The sequence below is a fragment of the Pseudomonas sp. XP2 genome, from assembly GCF_053557975.1.
Genome location: NZ_JBNRIK010000015.1, coordinates 134,746 through 153,740, shown reverse-complemented (window position 1 = coordinate 153,740; position 18,995 = coordinate 134,746). Strand labels below are relative to the sequence as shown.

Genomic DNA, 18,995 nt, shown 5'->3' with positions numbered 1-18,995 from the left:
ACGGCGTGACCTTCACCGGTCGCGGCGAACCGGGCGCTACCGTGCAGGTGCGTGATACCGGTGGCAACATCATCGGCACGGGTGTAGTCGGCGCCGATGGTCTGTTCAGCTTGACCCTGAACCCCGCACAGGCCAACGGCGAAGCACTGGACGTACGTCTGGTGGATACCGCCGGCAACAGCTCTGCACCGCTGCAGTTCGATGCACCGGACATCACTCCGCCGACGGCGGTCAGCAACATCGTGGTCGGCAACGGCGGCCTGGCCCTGAGTGGTCGTGGCGAAGCCGGCGCCACTGTCGAAGTGCGTGATGCCAACGGCACCGTAATCGGCACCAGTGTGGTAGCCGCCAACGGCACCTTCCTGATCAACCTCGACCCGGCTGTGCAGCCAGGTGAGCAACTGAGCCTGGTGCAGACCGACCCAAGCGGCAACGCCTCCGAAGCGCTGCAGTTCGAAGTGCCGGTCACCACTGCCCCGGCAAGCCCCAGCGACCTGGTGTTCGCCGAAGACGGCAGCAGCATCAGCGGTACGGCACCTGCCGGCACCCGTGTGGAAGTGCATGATGCCAACGGCACGCTGATTGGCAGTGTCGTGGCGAGCCCCGATGGCAGCTTCACCGTGGTCCTCGACCCGGCCCAGGCCAATGGGGAACTGCTGGACGTGGTGGCCATCGACGATGCTGGCGTAGCGTCCCTGCCAACGCAGGTCACCGCACCGGACATCACCGCACCTGCCGCCCCGAGCGACCTGGCCGTCAACGCTGACGGCACAGTAGTCACCGGCCGTGCCGAACCGGGCAGCACCGTGCGTGTGCTGGCCGCCGATGGCACCACCGTGCTGGGTAGCGTGGTGGTGGGCGCCACGGGCAGCTTCAGCATCACCCTGGACCCGGCACAGGTCGACGGCGAAGTGCTGCAAGTCACCGCCACCGATGCGGCAGGCAACACCTCGACCGCTGGCTCGGTCACCGCGCCAGACATCGACGGGGGCGATACCACGCCACCTGACGCACCGACCAACCTGGTGATCGGCCTCGCCGGCAGCCAGTTGAGCGGGCGTGGCGAGGCCGGCACCACCGTACAGGTACGCGATGCGGCAGGCACTGTGCTGGCAACCGGCACTGTCGGCCCGGATGGCACCTTCGCGGTAACCTTGTCCCCTGCCGTGAACGACGGCAGCACGTTGCAAGTCACCCTCACCGATGCCGCTGGCAACGTCTCGCAACCGGGCTCGGTCGCCTCTCCAGACCTGCAAGCCCCGACACAACCGACCGAACTGGCCCTGGCCGATGGCGTCACCTTCACCGGCCGCGGCGAACCTGGCGCCACGGTGCAGGTGCGCAATAGCGCCGGCAACGTGATTGGTACCGGCCTGGTCAACGCAGACGGCACCTTCAGCGTCACCTTGTTCCCGGCCCAGGCCAATGGCGAGGCGCTGGACGTGCGCTTGGTGGATACCGCTGGCAACAGCTCTGCACCGCTGCAGTTCGATGCACCGGACATCACCCCGCCTGCGGCGGTCAGCAATGTCGTGGTCGGTACCGGTGGCCTGGTGCTCAGCGGTCGCGGCGAGGCCGGTGCCACTGTTGAGGTGCGTGATGCCGGCGGTACCGTCATCGGCACTGCCACGGTCGGCGCCAACGGCACCTTCGTGGTCAATCTCGACCCGGCAGCCCAACCGGGCGCCGCACTGAGCCTGGTACAGACCGACCCGAGCGGCAACGCGTCCGAAGCCTTGCAGTTCGAGGTGCCCATTACCCCTGCCCCCGCCAGCCCAAGCGACCTGGTAGTGGCCGCAAATGGCACCAGCATCACAGGGTCTGCACCGGCCGGCAGCCGCGTGGAAGTCCACGATGCCAACGGCACGCTGGTGGGCAGTGTGGCAGTGGGCGCTGAAGGCACCTTCACCGTCATCCTCAACCCGGCCCAGGCCAACGGCGAGCTGCTGGATGTGGTCGCCATCGATGGCACAGGTGCATCGTCCCTGCCGGTGCAGATCAGTGCGCCGGATATCACCGCCCCGGCCGCCCCGAGCGAACTTGCGATCAACGCCAACGGTACCGTCGTCACTGGCCGCGCGGAAGCGGGCAGCACCGTGCGCGTGCTGGCCGCCGATGGCACTACCGTGCTGGGTACGGCGGTGGTAGGCGCCACCGGCAGCTTCAGCATCACCATCAGCCCCGCGCAAGTGGACGGTGAAGTGCTGCAAGTCACCGCCACCGACACCGCCGGCAATGCCTCCAGTGCCGGTAGCGTCACGGCCCCAGACATCGACGGTGTCGATACCACGCCACCCCAGGCGCCGACCAACCTGGTCGTCGGCCTGGCCGGTGGCCAACTGAGCGGCCGTGGCGAAGCGGGCGCCAGCGTGCAAGTACGCGATGCCCAGGGCAACGTGCTGGCCAACGGTACAGTCAACCCGGATGGCACCTTCCAGATCACCCTGGCCCCGCCGGTGAACGATGGCAGTACCCTGCAAGTGGTACTGACCGATGCCGCCGGCAATGCCTCCACTCCGGGCACGGTGGCCACCCCAGACCTCCAGGCCCCCGCCCAGCCGACCGGTCTGGAGCTTGCCGGCGGCGTTACCTTGACCGGTAGCGGTGAGCCTGGCGCTACCGTGCAGGTGCGCGACGCCTCGGGCAACGTGATCGGCAGCGGCGTGGTCAACCCGAACGGCAGCTTCAGCGTTACCCTGTCCCCTGCCCAAGCCAATGGCGAGGTCCTCGACATCCGAGTGGTGGACGCCGCGGGTAATGTCTCCACCCCATTGCAGTTCGATGCGCCGGACACCACGCCCCCTGCCGTAGTCGGCAACATCGTGGTCGGTACCGGCGGCCTGACCTTGAGCGGTCGCGGCGAAGCCGGTGCTACCGTTGAAGTACGCGATGTCAATGGCACCGTGATCGGCACTGGCACGGTGACCGCCAACGGCACCTTCCTGCTCGACCTGGACCCGGCCGCGCTGCCGGGCGAGCGCCTGAGCCTGGTGCAGACCGACGCCAGCGGCAACGCGTCCGGGGCCTTGACCTTCGATGTACCGCTGGTGCCCACGCCGGCCAGCCCGAGCGACCTGGTAGTCGCTGCGGATGGCACCAGCGTCAGCGGCTCCGCGCCGGTCGGCAGCCGCGTGGAAGTGCAGGATGCCAATGGCGCGGTGGTGGGCAGCATCGTGGTCGGCGCCGAGGGCACCTTCACCGTTGTGCTCAACCCGGCCCAGGCCAACGGCCAATTGCTGGACGTGGTCGCCATCGACAACAACGGGGCTTCGTCACTGCCGGTACAAGTGACCGCGCCGGACATCACCGCACCTGCCGCCCCCAGCGAACTCGCTGTCAGCGCCAATGGCAGCGTGGTGACCGGGCGCGCCGAAGCTGGCAGCACCGTGCGCGTGCTGGCAGCCGACGGCACTACCGTGCTAGGCAGCGTCGTGGTGGGGGCCGGCGGTACGTTCAGCATCGGCCTGACCCCGCCTCAAGTGGCCGGCGAGCAATTGCAGGTAACCGCCACCGATACCGCAGGCAATGCCTCCGCAGCCGGCACCGTCACTGCACCGATCGTTGATAACGGTGGTGATACCACACCGCCAGCGCCTGCCACCCAACTGGTCATCAGCGTCGATGGCCGCACGGTCTCCGGCCGGGGTGAAGCAGGCACCACTGTGGAGGTGCGCAACGACCAGGGCCAGGTGCTGGTGAGCGGCACCGTGCAACCGGATGGCAGCTTCAACGTGCAACTGCCAACCCCGGTGGTGGATGGCTCGTCCCTGCAAGTGACCCTGACCGATGCCGCCGGCAACGTCTCGACACCTAGCCCGCTGACAGCGCCGGACCAGGTGGCACCGCTGCAACCAACCGACCTGGTGCTGAGCAATGGTGACAGCCTGGTCGGCACTGCAGAAGGGGGCGCCCGGGTGGAGGTAAAAGATGCCTTGGGCAACCTGATCGGCAGCGCCATTGCCGGGCCCGATGGCAGCTTCAGCCTGACCCTCGACCCGCCTCAGGCCAATGGCGAAACCCTGTCCATCACTGTGACCGATGCGGCCGGCAACACCTCGGTGCCGCTAAGCTACACGGCGCCAGACATCACCGCACCGGCGATCGTCACCGACGTGGTGGCAGGCGATGGCAGCCTGGCCGTGTCTGGCCGTGGTGAGCCCGGTGCCACAGTGCAAGTGCGTGACACCCAAGGTGTCGTGCTCGGTTCCGGCATCGTGGCGCCCAATGGCACCTTCGTGGTTGACCTGGAGGCACCGCTGGCCGCAGGTGAGAACATCGTCCTGGTGCAGACCGATGCCGCCGGCAATACCTCGGCAGGGGTCAGTGTGACCGTTGCCGATACCCCGCTGCCCGAGAGCCCGAGCGGCGTGCTGGTGGCCGGCGACGGCTCCAGCGTTTCCGGTACCGCACCGGCCGGTACGCAGGTGCAGGTGCTTGACGCACAGGGCAATGTCCTGGGCAGCGTCCAGGCTGGCCAGGATGGCAGCTTCACCATCGGCCTGAGCCCGGCCCAGGCCAATGGCGAGACCCTGGATGTGGTGGCGGTTGATGGCGCTGGCAACAGCTCGCTGCCGACCCAGATCACCGCCCCTGACATCACCCCGCCCAATGAAGCCAGCGAACTGCAACTGAGTGCCGACGGCGGCCTGCTCACCGGCCGCGGCGAACCGGGCACCACCGTGCAGGTCATCAGTGCCGACGGCACTGTGCTGGGCAACGCCCAGGTCGGTAACGATGGTGTGATCAGCGTGGTCCTGAACCCACCGCAGACAGACGGCCAGGAACTGGACGTGGTACTGCGCGACCCCGCTGGCAATACCTCGACCGCCACCATCGTGGCGCCCGATACCGATGGCCCGCTGCAACCCTCGGGGCTGGCCATCGATACCGCTGGCATTCACCTCACCGGCCAAGGCCAGAACGGTTCCATCGTCACCGTGCGTGACGCCGATGGCAACGTGCTGGGCACCGCCACCGTAGGCGCCGACGGCCGCTTCGATGTCACCCTCAATGCACCGCAGCGCAATGGCGAAAGCCTCACAGTCGAAGCCACTGACAACCTGGGCAACAGCGCAGGGCCCGTAGACTTCACTGCACCCGATTCCACCCCTCCGCAAGTGGTCACCACCCCGGCCATCGATGGCACCGGCACCACGGTCACCGGCAACGGCGAACCCGGTGCCACCGTCACCGTGCGCGGGCCGGACGGCAGCGTGCTGGGCAGCACCGTGGTCGGCACTGGCGGCGCATTCGAAATCACGCTCGACACGCCTCAGACCAACGGCCAGGCACTGACCGTGGAGCAACGCGACCCGGCTGGCAACCTGTCAGCGGCGGTCGACTTGCCAGCACCGGATACCCAGGCACCCGATATACCCACCGGCCTGATTCTGGCTGGCGACGGCAGCAGCCTGAGCGGCAGCGGCGAGCCTGGTGCGCAGGTGACCGTGACCGGCGCGGGTGGCGCAGTACTGGGTACCGCAACGGTCCAGCCCGATGGCACCTTCCAGGTGACAATCGACCCGCCACAGCTCAACGGCCAGACCCTGTCCGTCACCCAGACGGACAACGCCGGCAACGACTCACCGGCCGGCACCGTCACCGCACCTGACTTCGAGGCACCGCTGCCGGCGCAAGGCCTGGGCCTCGACCCTACGGGCACGCTGCTCAGCGGCCAGGGCGAAGCCGGGAGCACCGTCGAGGTTCGCAACGCCGCCGGTGACCTGCTGGGCACCATACCGGTGGCGGCAGACGGCACGTTCGAAGTTCTACTCACCCCCGCCCAGACCAATGGCGAGGTGCTGTCGGTGGTGCTGATCGATGGGGGCGGCAATGCCTCGCCGTCGGCTACTTTTACCGCCGACGACAGCACTGCACCGGCCGCACCGAACGGCCTCACCATCACCCCGGGCGGCAACGCCATCCAGGGTACGGGTGAAGCTGGCTCTACGGTGGAAGTGCGGCTGGCAGACGGCACCGTGGTCGGTACCGTAGTCGTGCCGGCAGGCGGCAACTTCACGGTACCGCTGTCGCCTGCGCAACTGGACGGCCAGGCCCTGAACGTGACCTTGACCGACGCGGCGGGTAATGAGTCCCTGCCCGGCCAGATCACTGCGCCGGACATCACGCCACCGGCTGCGCCCACAGGTGTGCTTGTCAGCGACGACGGCACCACGGTCACCGGTAACGCACCTGGCGCGGACTCGGTCACCGTAAGCGATGGGGCTGGCAATGTGATCACTGTCCCGGTCAACCCGGACGGCAGTTTCAGCGTGCCACTGGATACAGCGCAGAACAACGGCCAGACCGTGACCGTGGTAGTGACCGACGCTGCCGGTAACGACTCGGCACCGGTCTCTGTCACCGCTCCGGACACCACTGATCCACTGCCGGCCACCGGCATTAGCGTGAGCCCGGACGGCGGCACGGTCGGCGGCACCGCCGAACCCGGCAGCACGGTAGAAATCCGCAACCCGGATGACACCGTGCGCGGCACAATCACCGTAGGGCCGGACGGTACCTTCGTGGTGCCGGTCGACCCGCCACTGACAACCGGCGAAACTGTCGCTGTGGTGGTGATCGACCCTGCCGGCAATGAGTCACCCCAGGTGCCAGTAGCAGGCCCGACTGGCACGGAAGTGGCCACACCGTCGGCCCTTGCCATCAGCGCCGACGGCTTCCTGCTGACCGGCCAAGGTACAGTCGGCTCGCTGATTACCGTGACCTCCGGGGGCACTACCCTGGGCACCGCCACGGTCGGCAGCGACGGCACCTTCCGGGTGTTCTTCCAGAACGCCCAGCTCAATGCCCAGACCTTGCAAGTCAGTGCCAAGGCTACTGTCGACGGCCAGCCTTCGGTGCCGGCCATCGTGGTGGCCAATGACACCACGGCACCGAACGCGCCGGCCCAGGTAACCCTCAACGCCACCGGCAGCACACTGACCGGCCAGGGCGAAGTGGGCGCAACCGTGCGCGTGACAGACGCTCAAGGCACGCTGCTGGGGACTGCCACCGTCGGCAGCAATGGCCTGTTCAGCGTCAGTTTCTCGCCGGCCGTGGCCAATGGGCAGAACCTGATCGTGACCCAGGCCGATGCTGCGGGTAACGTTTCGCTCGCGGCCACGCTGCAAGCACCTGACCTGCAAGCACCGCTGGCGGCCAGCAACCTCAGCCTCAACAGCGCGGCCACCGTGCTCAGCGGCCAGGGTGAAGCCGGCGCCAGCGTCACCGTCCGCGACGCCAGTGGCGCCATCCTGGCCACCGGCACCGTCAACCAGAGCGGCCAGTTCCAGATCACCCTGCCCAGCGCGCAAACCACCGGCAGCCCGCTGCAAGTCACCCTCAGCGATGCTGCCGGCAACGTCTCCGGCCCGGCCAGCCTGGCCACGCCCGACCGCACGCCACCCGCCGCCATCACCAATCCGCTATTGAGCCAGGACGGCCGCCAGCTGTCCGGCAGCGGTGAAGTGGGCGCTATCGTGCAGGTGCGCAACGCCGCCGGCACCGTGCTGGGCACCGCCACCGTGGGCGCCGACGGCCGCTTCACGGTGACCTTCGACACCCCGCAAGCCAATGGCCAGGCCATCGGCGTCACGCAGGTGGATGCCGCCGGCAACACGTCGCCAGCCATCAACGTGTCGACCCCGGACCTGACCCCACCCGCGCCGCTGACCAATGTGGTGCTGAACAACAACGGCCTGACCCTGACCGGCTTGGGCGAAGCCGGCGCCACAGTCACCGTGCGCGGTCCGGACGGCACCATCATCGGCAGCGGCCTGGTGGCGGCCAATGGCAGCTTTACCCTGACCCTGAACAGCGCCCAGCTCAACGCCCAGCACCTGAACGTTACGCAGACCGATGCGGGCAACAACACCTCAACCGCCGTGGCGGTCACTGCGCCGGACTTCACCCCGCCTGCGGCACCGACCACACTCGCCCTGTCCGGTACCGGGCTGCAACTGACCGGGAACGCCGAAGCCGGCAGCACCGTGACCGTACGCGATGCCAGCGGCAACGTGTTGGGCACGGCGGTGGCCGGCAGCAACGGCACCTTCCAGGTCACCCTGAACAGCGCCCAGACCAATGGCCAGACGCTGCAGGTGACCGCCACCGACGCCGCCGGCAACGTGTCGCCGGCCGCGCCTTACAGCGCAGCCGACACCACGCCGCCAGCGGCCGTGACCAATCTGGCGGTCTCCGCCAATGGCGCGACCCTGACAGGCAATGGCGAAGCAGGCGCAACAGTCACTGTGCGGGCACCCGACAATACCGTGCTGGGCACCGCCACGGTCGGGGCCGACGGCCACTTCAGCGTGGCCCTGTCGCCGGCCGCGATCACCGGTGAAAGCCTGAGCGTGATTCAGGCGGATGCCGCACAGAATGTCTCCCCTGCGCAAAACGTCACCGCGCCGGGTGTTCTGGCACCGGCAACCCCGGACAACCTGGTCCTGGCCGCTGACGGCCTGTCGGTGACCGGCACCGCAGCGGCGGGCAGCACAGTCAAGGTGTATGGCCCCAATGGCGTCTTGCTGGGCAGCAGCCCGGTCGCCAACGACGGTACCTTCACTGTCAACCTGGGCAGTGCACAGGCCAATGGTGAAGTGCTGCAGGTCAGCGCAACGGGCACCGATGGCAGCGTATCGCTGCCTGCCACCTTGCAGGCACCGGACACCACGGCACCGCAACCACTGACCAACCTGGTGCTGTCCAACGACGGCCTTGTCCTCAGTGGCCGCGGCGAGGCAGGTGCCACCGTTACCGTGCTAGGCGAAGGCGGTATCGAGCTGGGTACTGCCGTGGTCGATGCCAGTGGCAACTTCAGCGTCAACCTGAGCGCGCCGCAGATCAATGGCGAACAGCTCAACGCCAGCCAGTCCGATGTGGCCGGCAACGAGTCCAACAGCGTCAGCTTGATCGCCCCTGACCGCGTCGCCCCGGATGCTGCCGGCAACCTGGCCTTCGCAGGGGGCGGCAGCTTGCTGAACGGTACCGGCGAAGCAGGTGCCGGCGTGCGCGTGCTCGCCGCCGACGGTTCGGTGCTGGGCAGTGCAACGGTGCGCGCGGACGGCACCTTCCAGGTCAACCTTGCATCGCCTCAAGCAAACGGCCAGCAAGTGCAAGTGGTACTGACCGATGCGGCTGGCAACCAGTCCGCCGCCAGCGCCATTACCGCACCCGATACCACGCCGCCAACGGCACCAGCCGAACTGGCCGTTTCCGGGGATGGCGTCACCCTCACCGGCCGCGGCGAAGTTGGCGCGCTGGTGACCGTGACCAACCCGGCCGGCGACGAAATCGGCAGCGCCACCGTCGATGCCAGCGGCCACTTCACCATCACCCTGAACCCGGCACTGGGCAACGCCGAGCTGCTTAGCTTTACCCAGGCCGACGCAGCCGGCAACGTGTCGGCAGTGGCAACCCTGCAAACCCCGGACTTCACCCCACCCGCCCCGCTCACCCAAGTGGTGATCAACGCAGACGGCAGCGTTGTCAGCGGCCTGGGCGAAGCCGGCGCGACGGTCATCGTAAGCAATGCCGCCGGCACGGTGCTGGGTACTGGCACGGTGCTCGCCGATGGCAGCTTCCGTGTCGAACTTACGCCTGCGCAAATCAACAACCAGTTGCTGTCGGTACTGCAGGCCGACCCACCCGGCAACGTCAGCCTGCCGGTCAGCGTACTGGCGCCGGACCACACGCCGCCTGCTGCGGCAACCGAGCTACGGCTCAATGCGGCGGGTGACGAATTGGGCGGTGTCGGCGAAGCAGGCGCCACGGTGCGGGTCTACGTTGGCACCACGCAGGTCGGTACCGGTACGGTGGGAGCCAGCGGCACCTTCGTGGTCGAGCTGGATACCGCAAAACTCAATGGCCAAGTGCTGCAAGTGACCCTGACCGATGGTGCCGGTAACATCTCGCCAATCAGTTCGGTCACGGCTGTGGACACCACGCCACCGGCCACCGTGATCGCCACCATCAACGACAGCGGCACCCAGGTGATCGGTACCGCCGAAGCCGGCACCCGCGTCACCGTGGTCAACAACAACGGCGACCTGCTGGGCCAGGTGACGGTCGATCCGGACGGCACCTTTGTCCTCAACCTGAACAACCCGCAGATCAACGGTGAAGTCCTCACCGTCATCGCCCAGGACGCCACGGGCAACCCGTCGGCGCCCCTGCAGGTGAACGCGCCAGACCTTACGCCGCCAGTGCAACCCGATAACCTGTTGCTCAACCCGGCAGGTACGTCGATGACCGGTACGGCAGAAGCCGGCACCACCATCACGGTGCGTGACCCGAACAACAACGTCGTAGGCACCGTGGAAGTGGGTGCAAACGGCCAGTTCACCGTGCCGATCAACCCGCCGCAGAACAACGGCCAGTTGCTCACAGTGGTGTCCACGGACGATGCCGGCAACGCCTCGGTGGTTGTGCCCTATCAGACCAACGACACCTCACCGCCTGGGGTGGTCACCGACATGGCCATCAACAACACGTTCAACGTGCTGACCGGCAAGGGCGAGCCGAATGCCACCGTCACCATCAGCCGCGGCGGATTGGTTATCGGCACGGGTACGGTAGATGCCGCGGGTAACTTCCAGATAACCCTGGTGCCGGCGGCGGGCTCGCTCGCCACCTTGGCAGTGACGCAATCCGACGGCATCAATACCTCTGCGGTCGCCACGTACATCACACCACTGATCGCGCCACCAGTGCCCCCCACCAACGTGACGCTGGGCAGCGACGGGCTGACCTTGGCCGGTAATGCGCCAAGTGGCGTGGGCATTCGGGTCTACGATGCCGCAGGCAACCTGATCGGCACAGGCGGCGCTACCCTGAACGGCACCTTTACCCTGACGCTGAACACAGCGCAGCTCAACGGCCAGCATATTTCGGTGACAGCTGTAGCACTGGTAGGCGGTGAATCGCAGCCAACCTTCCTGCAAGCCGCCGACATCACACCACCGGCCAACCCGCTGGTGACCGGGCTGTCTCTGAACGGCCTGGTGCTGACCGGTACCGGTGAAGCCGGCGCCACGGTGACCGTGCGCGACGCCAGCAACAACGTGCTCGGCACGGCGGTGGTGAATGGCGGTGGCGTGTTCACCGTCAACCTGAACGCCGCACAGCTCAACGGCCAGGTACTGGGCGTGAGCCAGGCCGACGCTGCGGGTAATGTGTCCGGCAGTACCAGCTACACCGCCACGGACGTGCAACCACCTGCAACACCGACCAACGTCACCATCAACGGCGCGGGTACCGTGCTCACCGGTAACGGTGAAGCGGGCGCCACCGTGACGGTGCAAGGCCCGAACGGCCAGGTCGGTACCGGTGTGGTGCAAGCCGACGGCACCTTCACCATCACCCTGACCTCGCCACAGAACGACGGGCAACTGCTGGTGGTGCGCCAGGCCGATGCTGCCGGCAACCTGTCCGGTAGCACCAGCCTGACCGCGCCCGACACCACCCCGCCAGCCGCCCCGCTGGCCACCATCAACGCCAACGGCACCTCGGTCAGCGGTTCTGGCCAGATCGGCAGCACGGTCACCGTGCGCAACAGCGCCGGCACCGTGCTGGGGACAGCAACGGTGGGCAGCAACGGCCTGTTCGTGGTCAGCCTGACTGCGGCGCAGATCGACAACCAGGCGCTCAGCGTCACCCTCACCGACAGCGCCGGCAACGTCTCCACCGGCACTACGCTGACCGCACCAGACCTGACCCCACCTGCGGCTGCCGGCAACCTGCTGATCAGTGCCGACGGCGGTACCCTGACCGGTACTGGCGAAGTGGGCGCCACCGTGACCGTGCGCAGCGCCAACGGTACCGTGCTGCAAACCGCGACGGTGCAGCCGGGCGGCACCTTTACCGTGACCCTGAGCCCGCCTCAGGACAACGGCCAGATCCTCTCGGTGACCCTCAGCGACCCGCGCGGCAACGTGTCGGGCAACGTCAACGTCACCGCGCCGGATGTGGATGCCAACGCGCCGGTCATCGCCAGCGACAACCTGGCCACGGCCACGGTCAACCTGGCAGCGGTCAGTGCCACCAAGACCTACACCGACAGCTTCACCACGCTGCTGTCGGGCTTCTCCAAGACCTACACCTGGACGGTGGCGGCAGGCACCACGGCCGACCCGACCCTGACACTGACCACCAACAGCGTGCTGGCACTGCTCAACAACACCAGCTTCACCCTGCAGGTAAAAGACGCCAGCGGCGCCTGGGTGACCCTCGCCACCGGCAACACGCAGGGCCTGCTCGACCTGATCGTGCTGCCGATCGGCTTGCAGGTGGACATCGGCGTGCTGCAAGCCGGTGACTACCGGTTGACCGTGGGCAGTGGCGGCATTGGCCTGGTCACCAACGTGAGCACCGCGCTGGACATCACCTCCACCAGCCTGACCCAGTTCACCGGCACCGGCACTGCCACCACCGGCAACGTCATCACCGACGTGGGCACCGATGGCGCGGTGGATGCCCGCGGCCCGGACAGCGCCGCCGTGCTGCAAGTGCTGAAAAACGGCAGTTATGTCTCGGCCGGTACATCGACCACGGTTCAGGGCCAGTACGGCACCCTGGTGATCAGTGCGGATGGCAGCTACACCTACACCCCGAACGGCAGCCCGAACAGTGTCGGCAAGGTGGATGTGTTCAGCTACCAGCTGGTGCACCCGAACGGCCTGTCCGACACCGCCAACCTGTACGTACGCATCGACAGCCCGCAAGCCACGGAGGTCTGGAGCAACACCAACTACGCTGCACCGGCCACGGTGGTCGACGCGGTCAACGATGTCGGGACCAGCCATGTCACCCTGGCCAACCGTGTTGACACCAGCAGCAGTGCGCTGGGCTCGCTGAGCCTGCCGGTGATCGGTACCCGCCAGGCCACCTACACCACCACGGTTGCCGCCGATACCACGGCCAACCTGCAGGTGGTGGTCAACTCCGCCAACCTGTTGAGCCTGCTCAACGGCACCACCATCGAACTGCTCAAGCTCAACCCGGCCACCGGCCAGTACGTACTGGTGCAGTCGGTACCGGGGGGGTCGCTGATCAGCCTGCTCGGTGGCGGCGCGGGCTATACCTTCCAGAACCAGGGGGCCGGCACCTACCACGTACGTGTCACCGCCGGCGGCATCGGCCTGCTCAGCTCCATCACCACCAGCCTCAACGCCACCACCACGCACCTGACCGAGTTCGTGGTCAGCGGCGCGACGGCAGCCACCGGCAACCTGCTGAGTGACGACAACGTCGGTTCGGCACTGACCGTGCTGAGCGTGCTGACAGCGGCCAACACCTACACCATCCCGGGCTACAACGGGTTGAGTGTGGCCGGCACCTACGGCACGCTGCTGGTGCATGCCGACGGCAGCTACACCTACACCCTCAACCCAGGGCTTACCTCGGCGGTGGTCGGCCAGCACGACACCTTCACCTACGAGCTGACCCACCCGAACGGCACCACCGACACCGCCACGCTGACCGTCAACCTGGACAATGCTGCCGGCCTCACCACCTTCACTTCGCTGCAGGCCGACACCGGTGACGAGGCGGTAGCGCTGGCCAGCCTGGCAGCCGCCACCGATGTCATCGCCGGCACCGACGGCAACGACCACCTCGATGGCAGCCAGGGTGGCCACATCACCCTGCAGGGTGGTGCGGGTAACGACACGCTGGTGGTGGTCGACCAGAACTTCGCCAGCGTCGAGGGCGGCACAGGTACCGACACCCTGCTGTGGGGCGGCGGCGATGCCAGCATCGACCTGGGCAACCTGGCCGGGCGCGTGCACGACATCGAAGTCATCGACCTCAACGACACCAGTTCGGTGGCGCTGACGCTCAACCTGGCGGACGTGGTGGCAATCACCGAAACCGGCACCGACACACTCATCATCAAAGGGGACAACAAAGACTCGGTTCACATGACGGACAACTGGACGCTGGTCGGGAACCAAACTGCCGACGGTATCGACTATAACCAATACACGGCCCAGGAGGATCCAAGCCATCACCTGTGGGTACAGAACGGTATCCATGTGGTCTGAGGCCGCTGCAAACCCGCCGGGCAAATGCCCGGCGGCAAGGACGACCAGCAGTAAGGGAACTATGTGAAGCGAAGCAGTCCGCTGTCACCGCTGTTGCTGGGAGCCTTCGGGCTCCTGGCCCTGAACTTCCACCCGGTTGCCCTGGCAGCCGATGACATAGACCCCCAACTGCGCCAGATCGGGCCATCGCTGCTACGCGATGCGCCCGAAGCAGTGCCCGCACGCCCCGCCACCGGCATGGCCCCGGTCGCCAGTGGCGAGCGGCTGGGGCTGACCGACGCGGTGCTGCAGGCCGCTCAATGGCACCCCAGCATCGCCGAGGCCATCGGCAACCTCTATAAGCAGGGCGAAGGCATCAACGTCGCCCGCGCCGGGTATTACCCGCAGATTTCCGGCGGTATCCGCACCGGTTATGACACCGGTTATGGCGGCGACCGCAACAGCCAGGCGCTGAACCTGTCGCTCAAGCAGATGCTCTACGACTTCGGCAAGGTCGCCAGCGCCGTCAGCGCGGCACAAGCTGCTGCCGCCCGCGCCCAGGCCAATATCCTGCTGGTGGTCGACGACCTGGCCCGCGACACGGCTTATGCCTGGATCGAAACCCGCCGCTACGAGCAACTGATGACCATCGCCCGCGACCAGATTCGCGGGGTCGGTGACATTGCCGGCATGGCCCGCCAACGCAGCGACATGGGCGCCAGCACCCGTTCCGACGTGGTGCAGGCCGAGTCCCGTGTGGAAAGCGCCCGCGCCACGCTGGAGGAATACCAGTCGCAGTACGAGCGCTGGCGCTCGACCCTGGCGGCACTGATGGGGCGCATCACTCCACCGGCGCTGGCCGAGGATTCGCCAGCAGCGCTGAACCAGGCCTGCAAGCGGCCCTCGCAAGGCGATGACCGCCTGCCTGCCGTGCTCATGGCCCTGGCCCAGCGCGCCCAGGGCCAGGCCGAGCTGGCCCAGGCCAAGGCCGAGGCCTACCCGACACTGTCGTTGCAACCACAGGTCAACCACTACCTGGACAACGACTACAACCGCGACAACTCACGGATGGACCGCACCCAGGCAGGCATCTACCTGAACGTCGAGGTACCTATCTATCAAGGGGGTGCCATCAGCGCCCGCAGCCGCGCTGCCGGCCACGCCCTGACCGCCGCCGACTCCGCCGAAGACGCGGCCCGCCTGCAAGCCCGTCGTGGCCTGGCCGAGGCCATGGCACAAACCTCCGGGCTAGGCCGCCGGCTGACTTCGCTGGAAGCCCGCCAGGTCAGCATTCAGGAAGCACGCATGCTTTACGGGCGCCAGTACCTGGACCTGGGCACGCGGCCCCTGCTCGACCTGCTCAACGCCGAGCAGGAGATCTACCAGTCACGCTTCGAACTCGCCGGCACCCGCTCCGACCTGCTGCGCCTGGATGTCGACTGCCTGTACAACACCGGCGCCCTGCGCACGGCCTTTGGCCTTGAGGGGCGCAACCTGCAAGGGGTGGAGATCCAGCCATGACCGATTCGATCAATGTGACCCTGCCTGAACAGCCCACTGCCCCCGCGGCCGAAGCGCCTCATCGACCGGACCTTGGACCGTGGCTGGAAGTAATGCTGCAGGTGGCGCACCACTACCGCCTGGACGTGTCGCCACAGCGTATTCGCCTGGCCGCCGTCGAGGACGCCCGCCCGCTGGATGAAATCCTTCGCCACATGGCGCGCCAGGCCGGCCTGGCCCTGCGCTTCGTGCGCTTCGACGCCAAGGGCTTGAGACAGTGGCGTACACCGCTGGTACTGGAACTGGATGATGGCCAGTTGGCGGTGGTCGAGTCGGTCACCGAAGAGGACGACCTGGCGGTGGTGTTTGCCGGTGACCAGGGCCTGACCTCTCGCCTGCCCCGCGACAGCCTCAAGGGCCGCATCAACCGCGTTGCGCTGCTGCGCCCGGCACGGCCGCTGCGCGATGTACGCACCGATGACTACACCGCACCCTACGACCGCCACTGGTTTGCCCGCATCGTGCTGCGCGACCTGCGCCCGTATGGGCAGGTGATGGTCGCCTCGCTGGTAGCCAACGTCTTGGCCCTCGCGGGGGTTTTGTTCTCGATGCAGGTGTACGACCGGGTGATCCCGGCCGAGTCGCTGCCCACCCTGTACGTGCTGTTCGGGGGGGTAGTGCTGGCGCTGGTGTTCGACTTCAGCATGCGCCTGCTGCGGCTGAAGGTGACCGACCTGCTGGGCAAACGCGCCGACCTGCGGGTGAGCGACCTGGTCTACGGGCATGCCTTGCGCCTGCGCAACTCGGTGCGCCCTAAGTCCACCGGGTCGTTCATCTCGCAACTGCGTGAGCTGGAATCGATCCGCGACCTGATCACTTCCAGCACCGCCACGGCGCTGGCCGACCTGCCGTTCTTCCTGTTGTTCCTGTTCGTGTTCTGGCTGATCGGCGGCGTGCTGGTGTTCATCCCGCTGGTCGCATTGCTGGCCATGGTGGTGCCTGGGGTACTGGCCCAACGGCGCCTGGCGCGGCTGGCCAATGCCTCCATGCGCGAGTCGGCGCTGCGCAACGCCATGCTGGTAGAAAGCATCCAGGGCCTGGACGAAATCAAGGCACTGCAGGCCGAAGCACGCTTCGAACGGCAGTGGAACCAGTACAACGCCGCCTGCGCCCATACCAACCTGCGCCTGCGCACCCTCACCAACGGCCTGGTGACCTGGACCCAGAACGTGCAGGGCGCGGTGTTTGCTGTGGTCATCGTGGTCGGCGCACCGATGGTCATCGCCGGCGACCTTACGACCGGTAGCCTGGTGGCGGCGTCGATGCTGTCGTCACGGATGATGGCGCCGCTGGCGCAACTGACCCATGTGCTGACCCGCTGGCAGCAGGCCAAGGTGGCCCTGCAAGGGCTGGACAAGCTGATGCAGTCACCGGTCGACCACCCCGAAGGCGAAGCCCGCGTACACCTGCCGGCGATTCGTGGCGAGTACCGCCTGCGCCAGGCCAACTTCCGCTACAGCGAGGAGTCCCCGCCAGCGCTGAACATCGGCCAGCTGGATATCCAGCCGGGCGAGCGCATTGCCGTGCTCGGGCGCAACGGCGCCGGCAAGTCGACCCTGCTGCAAGCCCTGGGAGGGGCCATGGACCTGGTGCAAGGCGAGGTCAGCCTGGACGGCATCGCCATGGGCCACCTCGACCCTGCCGACCTGCGCCGTGACGTGGGCCTGCTGCCACAGTACGCGCGCTTGTTCCACGGCACCCTGCGGGAAAACCTCACTCTCGGTGCCGGCCAGGCCAGCGACCAGGAACTGGTGGCCGCACTGGCTGCCACGGGCGCGCTGGACTTCGTCCGCCGCCTGCCCAAGGGCATGGACCACCTGATCCTGGAAGGCGGCCTGGGCTTGTCGGGCGGCCAGCGCCAGGCCTTGGTGCTGTCGCGCCTGCTGGTGCGCCAGCCGCAAGTGTTGCTGCTGGACGAGCCGACTGCGTCGCTGGACGACATGACCGAGCGCAAGCTGCTGGATAACCTCGAACGCTTCTGCCAGGGCCGCACCCTGGTGATCGCCACCCACCGCCTGAGCGTGTTGCAACGGGTCGACCGCATCCTGGTGCTGGACGGCGGGCGCATCGTCATCGATGACACCCGCGATGCCGCGCTGGCCAAACTGCAAGGAGCCCAGGCATGAGCAACCATGAACTCCCGGCCTCCTACCTGGATGGGCAGGACGACCAGGCAGTGTTCCGCGCCGGCCGCATCATTACCCTTTGCGCCTTGATGCTGGCCGCGTTCCTGGCCTGGGCCGCCTGGTTCGAGGTGACCGAAGTGTCCACCGGCACCGGCAAGGTGATCCCCAGTTCGCGGGAGCAGGTGATCCAGTCGTTCGAGGGCGGCATCGTCGCGCAGATGAGCGTGGCCGAAGGCGACCTGGTCGAGCGCGGCCAGGTGCTGGCCCAGCTCGACCCGACCAAGAGCGCCTCCAGTGTCGGCGAGAGCGAAGCCAAGTACCGCGCTGCCAAGGCCAGCCAGGCCCGCTTGCAGGCAGAGGTCACTGGCAGGCCGCTGACTTTCCCGGACAGCCTGCGCGACTCACCCGACCTTATCGACGCCGAAACCGCGTTGTACCAGACCCGCCGTCGCGGCCTGGAGCAGACCCTGGCGGGTATCCAGGACTCGCTGCAACTGGTGCGCAGCGAGCTGAAGATCACCGAGAACCTGGCAAAGATGGGCGCCTCCAGCCGGGTCGAAGTGATCCGCCTGAACCGCCAGCGTTCAGAGCTGGAGCTCAAGGCCAACGAAGCCCGCTCCGACTACCTGGTGCGTGCCCGGGAAGAACTGGCCAAAGCCAGCGCCGAGGCCGACAGCCTGTCAGAAGTGGTCCGCGGGCGCAGCGACTCGCTTACCCGCCTGACCTTGCGCTCACCGGTGCGTGGCATCGTCAAGGACATTGAGGTCAACACCCTGGGCGGCGTGGTGCAGCCCGGTGGCCAGGTCATGAAGATCGTGCCGATGGACGAACGCCTGCTGATCGAAACCCGCATCGCCCCGCGCGATATCGCGTTCATCCACCCCGACCAGGCGGCCAAGGTCAAGATCAGTGCCTATGACTATTCGGTGTATGGCGGACTGGATGGCAAGGTGGTGGGGATTTCGCCGGATACCCTGCAGGATGAGGTGAAACCGGAAATCTACTACTACAGGGTGTTCATCCGCACCGAGCAGGACAGCCTGCAGAACAAGGCCGGCAAGCACTTCGCGATCGTGCCGGGGATGATTGCCACGGTGGATATCCGCACCGGCGAGAAGACCATCCTCGATTACCTGATCAAGCCGCTGAACCGGGCCAAGGAGGCACTGCGCGAACGCTGATCCAGGCGTTTACACACATCACCTGTGGGAGCGGGCATGCCCGCGAACACCGGCGGAGCCGGTGCCATGTACCGCGTCGCACGCTTCGCGGGCATGCCCGCTCCCAC

4 protein-coding genes are annotated in these 18,995 nt (G+C 67.1%); all 4 read left to right on the top strand.

What is annotated here, in order from left to right; all coding sequences use genetic code 11:
• On the top strand, positions 1-14,042 hold a 14,042-nt coding region (locus ACK1VC_RS17530; protein ID WP_449118001.1), incomplete at its 5' end, for a BapA/Bap/LapF family large adhesin.
• Between the two features lie 63 nt (positions 14,043-14,105).
• Positions 14,106-15,542, top strand: coding sequence for a TolC family outer membrane protein (locus ACK1VC_RS17525; protein ID WP_191087273.1), 1,437 nt, complete (start codon positions 14,106-14,108; stop codon positions 15,540-15,542).
• Positions 15,539-17,707, top strand: a complete 2,169-nt coding sequence (locus ACK1VC_RS17520; RefSeq protein ID WP_060517662.1) for a type I secretion system permease/ATPase — start codon at positions 15,539-15,541, stop codon at positions 17,705-17,707. Before ACK1VC_RS17525 ends, ACK1VC_RS17520 begins: the two co-directional genes overlap by 4 nt.
• Positions 17,704-18,888 (top strand): HlyD family type I secretion periplasmic adaptor subunit, encoded by a 1,185-nt coding sequence (locus tag ACK1VC_RS17515; RefSeq protein WP_449118000.1) that lies wholly within the window; start codon positions 17,704-17,706, stop codon positions 18,886-18,888. The genes ACK1VC_RS17520 and ACK1VC_RS17515 overlap by 4 nt, the downstream gene beginning before the upstream one ends.
• Positions 18,889-18,995 lie beyond the last annotated feature (107 nt).

What these genes read in the sequence shown, in the direction of transcription:
- ACK1VC_RS17520 (WP_060517662.1), top strand. Translation starts at nt 15,539, where the DNA reads ATGACCGATTCGATCAATGTGACCCTGCCTGAACAGCCCACTGCCCCC.
- ACK1VC_RS17515 (WP_449118000.1), top strand. Translation starts at nt 17,704, where the DNA reads ATGAGCAACCATGAACTCCCGGCCTCCTACCTGGATGGGCAGGACGAC.